Origin of the sequence: Streptomyces californicus, assembly GCF_000717645.1 — a bacterium.
Lineage (GTDB): Bacteria > Actinomycetota > Actinomycetes > Streptomycetales > Streptomycetaceae > Streptomyces > Streptomyces californicus.
The window spans coordinates 137,776-150,905 of the sequence record NZ_JNZZ01000011.1 but is presented as its reverse complement, the minus strand read 5'-3'; the positions used below and the strand labels follow the sequence as shown (position 1 = coordinate 150,905).

12 protein-coding genes are annotated in these 13,130 nt (G+C 74.1%); 9 read left to right on the top strand and 3 right to left on the bottom strand.

What is annotated here, in order from left to right:
- Positions 1-135: 135 nt before the first annotated feature.
- Together IF19_RS1000000137680 and phoU are read right to left on the bottom strand one after the other, a co-directional pair.
- The gene (locus IF19_RS1000000137680) at positions 136-285 is read right to left on the bottom strand and encodes a hypothetical protein (RefSeq protein ID WP_167345062.1); all 150 of its coding nucleotides are present in this window, start codon (positions 283-285) and stop codon (positions 136-138) included.
- 191 nt (positions 286-476) lie between these two features.
- Positions 477-1,154 (bottom strand): phosphate signaling complex protein PhoU, encoded by a 678-nt coding sequence (gene phoU / locus IF19_RS0116430; RefSeq protein ID WP_030118987.1) that lies wholly within the window; start codon positions 1,152-1,154, stop codon positions 477-479.
- Between the two features lie 197 nt (positions 1,155-1,351).
- On the opposite strand from phoU, the gene phoR reads away from it, so the two are divergent.
- Together phoR and phoP are read left to right on the top strand one after the other, a co-directional pair.
- The gene (phoR, locus tag IF19_RS0116425) at positions 1,352-2,614 is read left to right on the top strand and encodes a two-component system sensor histidine kinase PhoR (protein ID WP_030118986.1); all 1,263 of its coding nucleotides are present in this window, start codon (positions 1,352-1,354) and stop codon (positions 2,612-2,614) included.
- Positions 2,615-2,619: 5 nt separating this feature from the next.
- Positions 2,620-3,291, top strand: coding sequence for a two-component system response regulator PhoP (phoP, locus tag IF19_RS0116420; RefSeq protein ID WP_007446453.1), 672 nt, complete (start codon positions 2,620-2,622; stop codon positions 3,289-3,291).
- A 145-nt stretch (positions 3,292-3,436) separates the two neighbouring features.
- Here phoP and IF19_RS0116415 read toward each other — a convergent pair whose 3' ends face one another.
- Positions 3,437-4,123, bottom strand: coding sequence for a hypothetical protein (locus IF19_RS0116415; RefSeq protein ID WP_030118985.1), 687 nt, complete (start codon positions 4,121-4,123; stop codon positions 3,437-3,439).
- A gap of 972 nt (positions 4,124-5,095) precedes the next feature.
- Here IF19_RS0116415 and IF19_RS0116410 point away from each other — a divergent pair.
- From IF19_RS0116410 to IF19_RS0116380, 7 genes are all read left to right on the top strand, one after another.
- Positions 5,096-5,578, top strand: a complete 483-nt coding sequence (locus IF19_RS0116410; RefSeq protein WP_003953493.1) for a CarD family transcriptional regulator — start codon at positions 5,096-5,098, stop codon at positions 5,576-5,578.
- 568 nt (positions 5,579-6,146) lie between these two features.
- Positions 6,147-6,914 carry a 2-C-methyl-D-erythritol 4-phosphate cytidylyltransferase gene (ispD, locus tag IF19_RS0116405; RefSeq protein WP_030277806.1) on the top strand — a complete coding sequence of 256 codons (768 nt, stop codon included), beginning with the start codon at positions 6,147-6,149 and terminating at the stop codon, positions 6,912-6,914.
- The gene (gene ispF, locus IF19_RS0116400; protein WP_030120680.1) at positions 6,904-7,452 is read left to right on the top strand and encodes a 2-C-methyl-D-erythritol 2,4-cyclodiphosphate synthase; all 549 of its coding nucleotides are present in this window, start codon (positions 6,904-6,906) and stop codon (positions 7,450-7,452) included. The genes ispD and ispF overlap by 11 nt, the downstream gene beginning before the upstream one ends.
- A 279-nt stretch (positions 7,453-7,731) precedes the next feature.
- Positions 7,732-8,274, top strand: coding sequence for a GNAT family N-acetyltransferase (locus IF19_RS0116395; protein WP_050493819.1), 543 nt, complete (start codon positions 7,732-7,734; stop codon positions 8,272-8,274).
- Between the two features lie 31 nt (positions 8,275-8,305).
- Entirely contained in the window at positions 8,306-9,841 is a 1,536-nt protein-coding gene (locus IF19_RS0116390) for an ABC transporter substrate-binding protein (RefSeq protein WP_030118981.1), read from the top strand.
- A gap of 4 nt (positions 9,842-9,845) precedes the next feature.
- Positions 9,846-11,576, top strand: a complete 1,731-nt coding sequence (locus IF19_RS0116385) for an ABC transporter permease subunit (protein ID WP_030118980.1) — start codon at positions 9,846-9,848, stop codon at positions 11,574-11,576.
- Positions 11,573-13,075, top strand: coding sequence for an MDR family MFS transporter (locus tag IF19_RS0116380; RefSeq protein ID WP_234313198.1), 1,503 nt, complete (start codon positions 11,573-11,575; stop codon positions 13,073-13,075). The genes IF19_RS0116385 and IF19_RS0116380 overlap by 4 nt, the downstream gene beginning before the upstream one ends.
- Positions 13,076-13,130: the final 55 nt, after the last annotated feature.

The following is a 13,130-nucleotide window of genomic DNA, read 5'->3' as shown; positions in this document are numbered from 1 at the left end:
GCCCGCTGAACCGGGACCCGTAGCCCGTACGCACGCGCGGCGCCCGCCCGGAGCAGAGTCCGGGCGGGCGCCGCGCGTTCACACCTGTACGGATCTACGCGTACGGATCTACGCGTACGGACGTACGCATACGGGTCAGCCGCAGCAGCCGCCGCACTGGCACGGGGCGCCGGACTGGCAGCCGCACCCGCAGCCCGAGCCGCAGCCGCAGGCGCCGAGCACGCCTCGGTGCGCCACGTCGGTCGGCGTCTCCTGCTCGGGGTCGGTCATGGGGGAATCGGTCATGGTTCCTCCTCGGGGGCGTACGGCTGGGGCGGCCGTCGGCATGGAGCACCGCCCCCGCCCCATTGCATGCCCATCCCGGCGGGCGCATCAACGGCGCACGCGCGCAGGAACGTATGTACGACGCGCGTACGCCGGTGATGCGCCGGGGGTACGCGGCCCGGCCGACCGCCCCCGGAACCGTCCCGCCGTCGTTACGCCTCCTCGACCGGCGTCGTCGCCTGGAGCTCGTCCGCGTGCTCGCCCGTCACCAGGTAGACGACGCGCTTGGCCACCGACACCGCGTGGTCCGCGAAGCGCTCGTAGTAGCGGCCCAGCAGCGTCACGTCGACGGCCGTCTCGATGCCGTGCTTCCACCGGTCGTCCATCAGGTGCCGGAAGAGCGTGCGGTGCAGCAGGTCCATCTCGTCGTCGTCCTGCTCCAGCTGGAGGGCCAGGTCGACGTCCTTGGTGATGATCACCTCGGCCGCCTTCGCCATCAGGCGCTGCGCGAGCTGGCCCATCTCCAGGATGGTGGCGTGCAGGTCGGCCGGGACCGCCGACTGCGGGAAGCGCAGCCGCGCCAGCTTCGCCACGTGCTGGGCGAGGTCGCCCGAGCGCTCCAGGTCGGCGCTCATCCGCAGCGAGGTCACCACGATGCGCAGGTCGGTCGCCACCGGCTGCTGGCGGGCCAGGAGGGCGATGGCGCGGGCCTCCAGGTCGTGCTGGAGGTCGTCGACCTTCTGGTCGCCGGCGATCACGTTCTCCGCCAGCGCCAGGTCGGCGTCGAGCATGGACGTGGTCGCCCGCCCGATCGCCGAGCCGACCAGCCGGGCCATCTCGACCAGGCCCTCTCCGATCGAATCGAGTTCCTCGTGGTAAGCGTCGCGCATGGAAGTCCCTCTCCAGTTCCAACTGAGGCCGGGGTCTCGGACTGACCCCCACGGTGCCACGGTGGGGGCGCAACGCGTCCGGATCCGGCCTCCTAAGTGAACCGGCTCCTACCCCTCGGTGAACTCTGGGCGACGAGTGTTCGAGATGGCACTCGGACGGCTGGGAGGGACGTGTCGCACCCGCATAACCTTGAAGCATGGACGTGAACGCGGCGGTCGCCGCAGCAGCAGCGATCGCCGGGCTGTGCACCGGTGTGATCGCCATGCTGGCGTTCCGCTGGAGCGAGCGCGACCTCAAACGGCCCACGCGCACCTCGCTGCGGCCGGACGGCAACGCGGCCCTTCCCCCCGGAGTGGACACCGTCCTCTCCGTCCTCAGCTCCTCCGCCGTCGTCCTCGACGAGAGCGACGGCGTGGTGAAGGCCAGCTCGGCGGCGTACGCCCTGGGCCTGGTGCGGGGCGGCCGGCTGTCCGTCGAGCCCATGCTCAACATGGCCAGGGACACCCGGCGGGACGGCGAGATACGGCAGGTCGAGCTGGATCTGCCCCGGCGCGGCACGGGCCGGGGGGACACCCTCGCCGTGTCGGCCCGGGTGGCCCCGCTGGGCTCGCGGCTGGTGCTGCTGCTGGTGGAGGACCTCACCGAGGCCCGCCGGATAGAAGCGGTACGGCGCGACTTCGTCGCCAACGTGAGCCATGAGCTGAAGACCCCGACCGGGGCGCTCTCCCTGCTCTCCGAGGCGGTCATGGACGCCTCGGACGACCCGGAGGCGGTGGAGCGGTTCGCCGGACGGATGCAGATCGAGGCGACCCGGCTGACCAACCTCGTACAGGAGCTCATCGACCTCTCGCGGGTGCAGAACGACGACCCGCTGGAGGACGCCGAGCCGGTCAAGGTGGAGACGCTGGTCGCGGAGGCGATCGACCGCTGCCGCCAGCAGGCCGGCTCCAAGCAGATCACCATGGCCTCCGCGGGCGCCGAGGGCCTCACGGTCTGGGGCAACCGCGGCCAGCTCGTCGGCGCGCTCGGCAACCTCGTCGAGAACGCCGTCAACTACAGCCCCGCCCACACCCGCGTCGGCATCGCCGCACGCCGCCTCGCCTCGCCCGGCGGGGACCTGATCGAGATCGCCGTCACCGACCAGGGCATCGGCATCTCCGAGAAGGACCGCGAACGGGTCTTCGAACGTTTCTACCGCGTCGACCCGGCCCGCTCCCGGGCCACCGGTGGCACCGGTCTCGGCCTCGCCATCGTCAAACACGTGGCCGCCTCGCACGGCGGGGAGGTCACCGTCTGGAGCTCCGAGGGCCAGGGCTCCACCTTCACCCTCCGGCTCCCCGAAAAGGGCGCCACGAGGGAGCGCACCACCGGCGGACCGCTTATCGTCAACGGCGACGACGACGGGCCGTTCGAGACCGACACCTTTGACCCGATCCCCGCCCCGGAGGCTCTTCCGTGACCCGAGTGCTTGTCGTCGAGGATGAGGAATCCTTCAGCGACGCCCTGTCCTACATGCTGCGCAAGGAAGGGTTCGAGGTCGCCATCGCGGCGACCGGCCCCGACGGGCTCGACGAGTTCGAGCGCAACGGCGCCGACCTGGTCCTCCTCGACCTGATGCTGCCCGGCCTGCCCGGCACCGAGGTGTGCCGCCAGCTCCGCAGCCGCTCCAACGTCCCGGTGATCATGGTCACCGCCAAGGACAGCGAGATCGACAAGGTCGTCGGGCTGGAGATAGGAGCCGACGACTACGTCACCAAGCCCTTCTCCTCCCGCGAGCTCGTCGCCCGCATCCGGGCCGTCCTGCGCCGCCGCGGCGAGCCGGAGGAGGTCACCCCGGCCGCCCTGGAGGCGGGCCCGGTCCGGATGGACGTCGACCGGCACGTGGTCACCGTCTCCGGCGGCAAGGTCGACCTCCCGCTCAAGGAGTTCGACCTCCTGGAGATGCTGCTGCGCAACGCGGGCCGGGTGCTGACCCGGATGCAGCTCATCGACCGGGTCTGGGGAGCGGACTACGTCGGCGACACCAAGACCCTCGACGTTCACGTGAAGCGCCTGCGCGCGAAGATCGAGCCCGACCCGGGCGCCCCGCGCTACCTCGTCACCGTGCGCGGCCTGGGCTACAAGTTCGAGCCGTAAACCGCATACGGCGGAGCTCGGCCGGGTCCGTTCCCGATCCGCCGGGCACACCGCGCACCACACGCCGAAGGGGCGCTTCCCGGCTGGGAAGCGCCCCTTCGGCGTAATGGGGCCGTCCGCGCGGAACGGCCCCCGAGTCGTCGCGTCAGTCGGCCGCGGGCACATCGCCCGCGCCCTGCGTGGCCGCGTCGCCCTGCGCACCGGTCTCGCCCTGCGCGCCCTCGGCGCCCGTGCCCGCGGTCCCGGCCTCGTCGGCGGCGTCGCCGGAGGCGGAGCCCGACGGCTTCGGGCTGGGCTTCGCGGCGGGGGCCTCCGCCTTCGGGCTGGGACCGAAGTCCTTGAAGAAGCCCTCGGCCGGGAAGACGCTGGCGCCGAGGCCGATGTCGCCGGTGCGGCTGAGCTTGAAGACGACCTGCTGGACGTCGCCGTTGCGGGCGGCCTCGCCGCTGTTCTCGATCACGGCGGCGGCGTTGCCCTTGCCGCCGATGATGACCTGACCGCCGGCCGGGACCACGATCGGGCCCTTGCCCTCGGCGGCCTGCAGCGTCACCTGGACGCTGCTGCCGGGCAGCGTGATGGCCTCCAGGACCTCGCGCTCGGTGCCCTCGTTGAAGAGGGTCGCGGCGACCACGGCCGGGCCGTCCTCGCCGCCCTCGGGCTGCGTGATGACGTTGACGTTCTGGACCTTGATGCTGCCCACCGAGGTGGCCGCGTTGTCCGGCCTGATCTTGAGCGTCTCGGCGTTGTTGCCCGCGGCGCAGGCGGACAGGGAGACGATCGCGAACGCGGTGGCGGTGGCGGCGAGAGCGCCGTGTCGAAGGCTGCGGCTCACGGCGGCGGCAACTCCTTGAACGATCGGACTGCGGGCTTCGGGCGTCGGGCCTCGGACAGCGGTGTAAAGCCGCCCTAAGGGTGTGTCAGCGGCCTTAGGCTACCGAGCCGCCCCGCCCGCCCTGCACCCGACCCGCCCCTACGTGCCCGGCCTCTTCCCCGGCAGGCCCCCGGGGCCGCCCCCTGACCGGAGTTCGGTGACTCCCCGGAAGGCGCGGCGGCCACCCCCGCCGACCGCTCCCGCCCGGCTCTCGGGCCACTCCCGGCGGGCTTCCTCCGGGGCGTACGGGAGGGGCGTCGGGTGGCCGTGCGGGGGCGTTGGGCGGCCGTACGGGAAGGACGTCGGGCGGCCGTGCGGCGGTCCGAGGAGTTTCTACCGGTGAGTAGGCCATGCGCCGTTCATCTATTTCGCGTGATCAATTCTTCCGCCGGCGTCTTCGCCCCCGCCTTCGGCGCGTCTTCACCCGTGTCCCCAGTCGCGTTCGCCCGTGTCTCCACCGGCGCCTTCTCATGCCTTCCCCGACGTCTTCCCGCGCGCCTTCCCGCGCCTTCCGGCTCGGGCTTCCGCGTCTTCCGCCCGGGCTGTTCCGGCCGGACCGTGGCTTCTTCGCCATTCTCGGCTTCGCGCGGAAAGGGCCGGACGACATGTGGCTTGATCAATTTCATTGCGGCCGGACAGTTTCGCCCGTACGGGTGAGCGATCGTCGAACGGAGTAGGGAAAGATCAGCGACTTGAACCCGACAAAACGGGACTTTCACCCTCTTCTGTAGGGCTTCGCGGCTGTGTGACGGGGACGTTTCGCCTCGGTCGCGCAACGGCTCCGACCTGCGAATACCGCCCTCCGGAAGCCTTCCGCAGCACGTCCGTGTTGCTGTTGTCAAGCCCCGAGATATGCCCTGACCTGCGAAAACGCCATTCAGGAGAGTCGATTCTCGTGTTACTCTGGATAGCCACGGAAGGGGTACCTGTCACATGACGTTCAAGGTTGGCGACACCGTGGTCTATCCCCATCACGGGGCCGCGCTGATCGAGGCTATCGAAACTCGCCAGATCAAAGGCGTGGACAAGACCTACTTGGTGCTCAAGGTCGCCCAGGGCGACTTGACGGTTCGTGTGCCGGCGGACAATGCGGAGTTCGTGGGCGTGCGCGACGTGGTCGGGCAGGACGGGCTGGACCGGGTCTTCGAGGTGCTGCGCGCGCCGTACGCCGAAGAGCCGACGAACTGGTCGCGTCGTTACAAGGCAAATCTCGAGAAGCTCGCCTCCGGCGATGTCATCAAGGTCGCGGAAGTCGTGCGTGACCTGTGGCGCCGGGAGCGCGAGCGCGGTCTCTCCGCCGGAGAGAAGCGCATGCTCGCCAAGGCCCGCCAGATCCTGGTGAGCGAGCTCGCCCTCGCGGAGAACACGAACGAGGACAAGGCCGAGGCCCTGCTGGATGAGGTCCTCGCGTCCTGACACCGGATCACACCGGTCATATGAATGTGCCGCGGTGCCCGCTGACCAGTTTCCACACTGTGTTGTCGGGCGCTGCGGCATGTTCGCACCCCGGCACCTCGCGGGGTGCCGGGACGCCGCAGCCCGTGGACGTGCCACCGCGGAACCGGACCGCGCACCACTCCCCGGCGACGCCCGCCACGACCGCGCGGGCGGCCAGATGGACGGCCGCGCGGCCGACTCTGCGGCACGCCGGACGCGTTCCGTTCCGGATCCGGGCACGACGGTGACCGATACCCGGGACATACGGATGCGGATCGCCCGGAATGCCGTCCGGAGCCCGACTGCCGGTGCCCCCCCGTGCCCGCGGAGTGATCCGCGTGAACGGAGGCCGCCGATGCGGGGCGGCCCCCGGTGCTCTGCGAGCCTTGCGTACGACCCGACCTCGACCGGGTGTCACGGAAGGGGCCCGGTGCGAGGCGGGCGTCACGCCCGGCTCGCTGGGCCCCTACCCACGTCGGTCGTGGGAACAAACCTGCCGGACCCCCGGACCTTCACCCGACCTCTCGGACCCCTCGGAGTGCACCCGATGTCATCGACGCCACCCCCGGCCGACCGGCCGCGCCCGCCCCGTACCGCCGCGGTGATCCCCGCCGCCGGACGGGGCGTACGCCTGGGGCCCGGCACGCCCAAGGCCCTGCGCGCCCTGGGCGGAACGCCCATCCTGATCCACGCCGTGCGCGCCATGGCGGCCTCCCGGGCCGTCTCCCTCGTCGTGGTCGTCGCCCCGCCGGACGGCGCGGCCGAGGTGAAGCACCTCCTCGACGCGCACGCCCTGCCCGAACGCACCGACTACCTGGTGGTGCCGGGCGGTGAGACCCGCCAGGAATCCGTGCGCCTGGGCGTCGAGACGCTGCCCGAGGACGTCGCGGTCGTCCTGGTCCACGACGCGGCCCGGCCGCTGGTGCCGGTCGACACGGTCGACGCCGTGGCCGGAGCCGTACGGGACGGGGCGCCCGCCGTCGTTCCCGCGCTGCCCCTCGCGGACACCGTCAAGGAGGTCGAGCCCGCCGGGACGCCCGGGGAGTCGGAGCGGGTGGTCGCCACCCCCGTACGGGCCAGGCTGCGCGCGGTGCAGACGCCCCAGGGCTTCGAGCGGGCCACGCTGGAGCGGGCGCACGCCGAGGTCGCGGTCGACGGCGAGGGCGCCACGGACGACGCGGGCATGGTGGAGCGGCTCGGCTTCCCGGTGGTCGTCGTCCCCGGCCACGAGGAGGCGTTCAAGGTGACCCGGCCGCTCGATCTGGTGCTGGCCGAGGCGGTACTCGCCCGTAGGAGGGCCAACGATGGTTTCTGAGACCCCCGGCGCGGTGCCCCCCGGCACGGTGCCCCCCGGTGCGGGAGGCCCCGCCGCGCCCGTCATCCCGCTCGTCGGCATCGGCACCGACATCCACGCCTTCGAGGAGGGCCGCGAGCTGTGGTGCGCGGGCCTCAAGTGGGAGGGCGAGGGTCCCGGCCTGGCCGGCCACTCGGACGCCGACGTCGTCGCGCACGCCGCCTGCAACGCGCTCTTCTCCGCCGCCGGCCTCGGCGACCTCGGGCAGCACTTCGGTACCGGCCGCCCCGAGTGGTCCGGGGCCGCGGGCATCACCCTGCTCACCGAGGCGGCCCGGATCGTGCGCGCCGGGGGCTTCGAGATCGGGAACGTCGCCGTGCAGGTCGTCGGCCTCCGCCCGAAGATCGGCAAGCGGCGCGAGGAGGCGCAGAAGGTGCTCTCCGCCGCCGTGGGCGCCCCGGTCTCCCTCTCCGCCGCCACCTCCGACGGCCTCGGCTTCACCGGCCGCGGCGAGGGCATCGCCGGGATCGCGACCGCCCTGGTCTACCGGACCGGCTGAGCCGGTCCGTCGGCTGCCCGGTTCGCCGGGCCGCCGCCGTACCCCCGCCGCCCTCTGTTGCACATCGCTTGCACGTACGCTGGAGGCGCAAGCGATGTGCGGCATGAGGCAGGAGCGGTACCGGTGACCAGCGCGACCACGGCGACGGCGGAAACGACGGCCGACCGGACCGGCACCGGGCCGGGCACGGGGAGCGTCGCGGCCGGCACCGGTCCGGACACCGGCGGCGCCGCGGCCGTTCTCCGCGCGGACGAGCAGGGCCGGGAGTCCGGCTACGTCCTGCGCACCGCCACCGCCGACGACCTGGGCGGGGCGCGGGCCGTGATGCTCGACACCGTCTACAACGACCTGAAGTCGGGCTACGTACCCCGCTGGCACGCCGACATCATCGACCCCGAGGCCGCCTACCTCCGCCCGGAGCGCTGCACCCTGCTCGTCGTCGAGCACCGCGGCGAGATCGTCGCCACCGGGGCGGTCCGCGACCGGGGCCCGCAGACGCCGCCCAATCCGCGGTGGGTCGCCGACCGCTTCCCCTCCGGGACCACCGCGCAGCTCTGCCGGATCTACGTGCGCCCCGACCACCGCCGCCACGGGCTGGCCCGGCGGATGGTGCGCGCGCTCGGGGAGTTCGCCGTACGGGCCGGGGGCTATGAGGCGCTGTACCTCCACACCGACCCCGCCGTGCCGGGCGCCGAGCCCTTCTGGCGTTCGCTGGCCCGCGAGGTGTGCGACGAGCGGACGCTGCCCGGCGGCGGACAGGGGATCATCCACTTCGAGCTGCCGATGCCGGACATCGGCGGCCTCGACACCCTCGCCGGTTAGATGACAATCGTTTTCATATAAGGTCGCTCCCATGTCCCAGCACCGCCGTCTCCGCCGCGCCGCGCTGCCTCTGGCCGCCGCCACGCTCCTCGTCTCCGCCGCCACCGCCTGCACCTCGTCCGGAGGCTCCGGCTCCGGTGACGGCGGCACGGGCGGCGACCGCCGGCTGAAAGTGGCCCTGGCCTTCCCGCCCGCCCAGGCCATGTCCCCGTACGGCGACGACGCCGTGACCCTCAGCCGGCTCGCCGTCGTCGAGGGGCTCACCCGGCTCGACCGGAACGGCGAGGCCAAGCCCGCCCTCGCCACCTCCTGGAAGCGCGACGGCGACCGCGCCTGGGTCTTCACGGTCCGCGAGGGCACCGCCTTCCAGGACGGCACGAAGCTCGACGCCGCCGCCGCGGCCCGCTCGCTGACCGCCGCCCAGAAGGCGTCCCCGAAGCCCCGGGTCCTCTCCGACACCACCCTCACCGTCACGGCCGAGGGCGCGGACACCGTACGGATCACGACGAAGGACCCCGACCCGCTGCTGCCCCAGCGGCTCGCCAACCCCTCGCTGAGCATCCTGTCCGCCGCCGCGTACCGGGACGGCGGCACGGTGAACCCCGCCGGACACGCCACCGGCCCCTTCACCCTCGCCAAGGTCAACGGCGCGGTCAGCGCCACCCTGGAGCGCAACGACGCCTACTGGGGCGACAAGGCCGAGGCCCCCGGCGTCGACGTGAAGTTCGTCGCCGACGGCACCGCCCGCGCCAACGCGCTGCGGACCAAGGACGTGGACGTCGCCGAATACGTCCCGATCTCCCAGGCGTCGCTCCTCGGGGACGGCCTGGTCCACGAGTTCCCCTCCGCCCGCACCAACGGGCTCTCCCTCAACACCGAGCGCGGCGCCTTCGCCGACCCGGCCCTGCGCGCCGCCGCCCGCGAGGCCATCGACTCCAAGGCCCTGGTGGACGGCGTCTACGAGGGCCGCGCCGACACCGCCCAGGGGCTTCTCGGCCCCGGCGTCCCGTGGGCCGCCGACCTGCGCACCGCCCCCACCGGCCGCGCGAAGGCCGCCGCCCCCGCCGAGGTGCGCGAGGCCGGGCGGATCGTGCTGGCCACCTACACCAACCGGCCCGAGCTGCCCGAGGTCGCCACCGTCGTCCAGCAGCAGCTGGAGAAGCGCGGCTTCACCGTCGAGCAGGTCGTCCGCGACTACGCGCAGATGGAGGCCGACGCCCTCGCCGGGAAGTACGACGCCTTCATCCAGGCCCGCAACACCCTCCTCGACACCGCCGACCCGGTCTCCTACCTGGCCTCCGACTTCACCTGCGACGGCAGCTTCAACATCTCGCAGCTCTGCGCGAAGCCCGTCGACACCGCCGTCGACAAGGCCGCCTCCCTCGCCGGCACCGACGCCCGCCACCGGGCCGAGATGACCGCCGAGGCCGCGATCCTCGGCTCCGACGCCCTCGTCCCCCTCGTCCACGAGCGCTTCGTGCAGGGCTACGACGAGGCCCGCGTCCGGGGCGTCGCCCTCGACCCGATGGAACGCACCCTCATCACCGCCGACACCCGCGTCGGGTGACCGGGTGAAGTACCTCGCCGGACGGCTCGGCACGCTGCTCGCCGTCGTCGCGGTGATCGGGCTGCTGCCCTGGCTGACCCGAACCGACCCCGCCCGCACGATCCTGCACGCCCGGTACGCCGACCGGGCCCCCACGCCCGAGACGCTCGCCGCGATCCGCGCGGAGACCGGACTCGACGGCGGCCCGCTCCACGTCCTGGGCGGCTGGCTCGGCGGGCTGCTCCGCGGCGACCTGGGGGAGTCCTGGGTCTCCGGGCAGCCCGTCGGACCGGACGTGACGGCCGCCCTCGGCAACTCCCTCACCCTCATGGGCGTCTCGCTCGCCGTCGCCGTCCTGCTCGCCCTCGCCCTGAGCGCGGCCACCCTCCGGCGCGGAGCCGCGCGCCGGATCGTGCGCGTGCGCGCCGGCGTGGGCGCGGCGGTGCTCGCCGCCCTGCCGGAGTTCCTGCTCGCCGCCGTCCTCGCCACCGTGTTCGCCGTCCACCTCGGGTGGTTCCCGGCGCTCGGCTGGGGCGCTCCCGACCAGCTCGTCCTGCCCGCGCTGGCCATGGGCGTACCCGCCGGGGCGCTGCTCGGCCGGCTGCTCGACGACGCGCTGCCCGGCGCGTTCGCCGAACCCTGGGCGCGGGCCGCCGCCGCGAGCGGCATGCCGGGGCGGACCGTCGCCCGGCACGCCCTGCGCCGGACGCTGCCCGCCCTGCTGCCCCAGCTCGGCCTGGTCGTCGTCGGACTGACCGGCGGCGCGGTCGCGGTGGAGACCCTGTACGCCGTCCCCGGCCTCGGCGGCACCGCGCTGGCCGCCGCCCTCGCCCAGGACCTGCCCGTCCTCCAGGCCACCGTGCTCGTCCTGCTGCTCCTCGGGGTCGTCGCCGGGCTGCTCGCCCGTCTCGCCGTCCGCGTCCTGCTCGGCCCCGCCCTCACCGAACGCGCCCTGCCCGCCCTCGTCGCGCCCCGGCTGCCCGGCCGCCGAGCCCTCACCGCCGCCGCGCTCGTCCTCGGCGTGCTGCTGGTCGCGGTCACCGTCGCGGGCCTGCTGCGCGACCCCCTCCACGTGGACACCGCCGCCCGTCTCGCCGGCCCGTCCGCCGCGCACCCCTTCGGCACCGACAACCTCGGCCGCGACGTCCTCGCCCGCCTCGGCCACGGGACCGCCCGCACCGCCCTGGCCGCCGTCGCCGTCGCGTCCGTCACCCTGGTGCTCGGGCTCCTCCTCGGTGCGCTGCGCGCCGGGGCGCTCACCGAGACCGCGAACGCGCTCCCCGCCGTCCTCGCCGGACTCGTCGTCGCGGGCATCGCCGGCCCCGGGCCCTGGGGCGCGGCCGCCGCCGTCGCCGCCGTGGCCTGGGCCCCGCTCGCCGCGCACACCGCCGCCCTGTACGCCCAGGAGAAGGCGGCCCCGCACCTCGCCGCCGCCGTCGCCCTCGGCGCGGACCGCGCGCACCTGCTCCGCCGCCATGTGCTGCCCGGCGTCCTCCCGCCCGTCACCCGGCACGCCCTCCTCCGCATCCCGGCCGTCGCGCTCGCCCTCGCCTCCCTCGGCTTCCTCGGCCTCGGCACCCGGGCGCCCGCACCGGAATGGGGCCGGATGCTGTCGGAGAACATGCCGTACGCCGAACGCGCCCCGTGGGCCGTCCTCGCCCCCGCCGCCGCCCTCGCCGTCCTCGGCGCCCTGGCCGTCCTCACCTCGGCGGCCGTACGCGGGCGCACCCCGGCGGGCCTGAAGGGCGCACGATGACCACGCGGCCGGAGGGGCGTACGGCGAGCGCGCGGCCGGAGGCCCGTACGGCGGACGCGCGGTCGAAGGGGCGTACGGCGAACGCGCGGCCGGAGGCACACACGGCACGTACGGCATACACGGCATGTACGGCGAACGCGCGGTCGGAGGCGCATGCCGCAACCACGGCCCGTACGCCGAACGCGCCCGCGCACGCCCCGGCCGCTGCCCCCGCCGACCGCCGGCGACCCCGGCTCGCGAGCGCCCCCACCCCCTACCTGCGGCTCCTCACCGCCACCCAGTTCGCCTTCAACATCGGCTTCTACGCCGTCCTGCCCTACCTGGCCACCCACCTCGGCAGCGGCCTCGGCATGGCGGGCTGGCTCGTCGGGCTCGTCCTCGGCCTGCGCACCTTCAGCCAGCAGGGCCTCTTCGTGGTCGGCGGCGCGCTCACCGACCGGTACGGGCCGCGCCCCGTCGTCCTCGCGGGCTGCGCCCTGCGGATCGCCGGGTTCGGCTGGCTCGCCTTCGCCGGCTCCACGGCCACCGTCATCGCCGCCGTCCTCCTCATCGGCTTCGCCGCCGCCCTGTTCTCCCCGGCCGTCGAGTCCGAGGCCGCCCGCGAGGCCGTCCGGCACGAACGTGCCGCCGGCTCCCCGCGCGCCCACGTCCTCGCCCTGTTCTCCGCCGCCGGGCAGGCCGGGGCGTTCCTCGGACCGCTGCTCGGCTCCCTGCTCCTGCTGCTCGGCGGCGGCTTCCGCGCCGCCTGCCTCGCCGGGGCCCTCGTCTTCGTCGCCGTCCTGGCCGGCCACGCCCGCCTGATGCCGCACCGGGAGCGCGTACGGGACGTACCGGAAGCGGAAGCGGAGACGGCCGCCACCACTCCTACGGCCCAGCCGGGGCGGCCGGCCCTGCGGGCGGTCTTCGCCAACCGGGCGTTCCTGCTGCTCTGCCTCGCGTACAGCGGCTACCTCGTCGCGTACAACCAGCTCTACCTCTCCCTCCCCGTCGAGGTGCAGCGGGCCACCGGATCCGAGGCCGCCCTCGGCTGGCTCTTCGCGCTGTCCTCGCTGCTCGTGGTCGCCGTCCAGTTGCCGCTGACCCGCTTCTCCGCCCGCCGGATCGCCCCGCGCACCGCGCTGATCACCGGCCTCGCCGTGGTCGCCGCCGGGTTCGCCGCCGTACCGCTCACCCCCGCCGGGCCGCGCGGCCTGCTGCCCGCCGCCACGTTCGTCGTCCTGCTGACCCTGGGCCAGATGCTGCTGGTCCCCGCCGCCCGGGGCCTGGTGCCCGACCTGGTCGAGGACCGGCAGCTCGGGCTCGCTACCGGCGCGCTCTCCTCCGTGTCCGGCATCGCCGTCCTCGCGGGCAGCGCCGCGACCGGCGCCCTGCTCGACGTGTCCGCGCCCGTGCGGTGGGCGGTGCTCGCGGCGGTCCCGCTGACCGGGGCGGTCCTGGCGTTCACCCTTCCGGCGGGACGCGGCGGGAAGGAACCGGGAGCGCGCGCGGTTGCCGGGTAGGAGCAGCACTGGACGACAGGGCCGGACCGGTAAGGAACCGGCCCCCGTACCGACC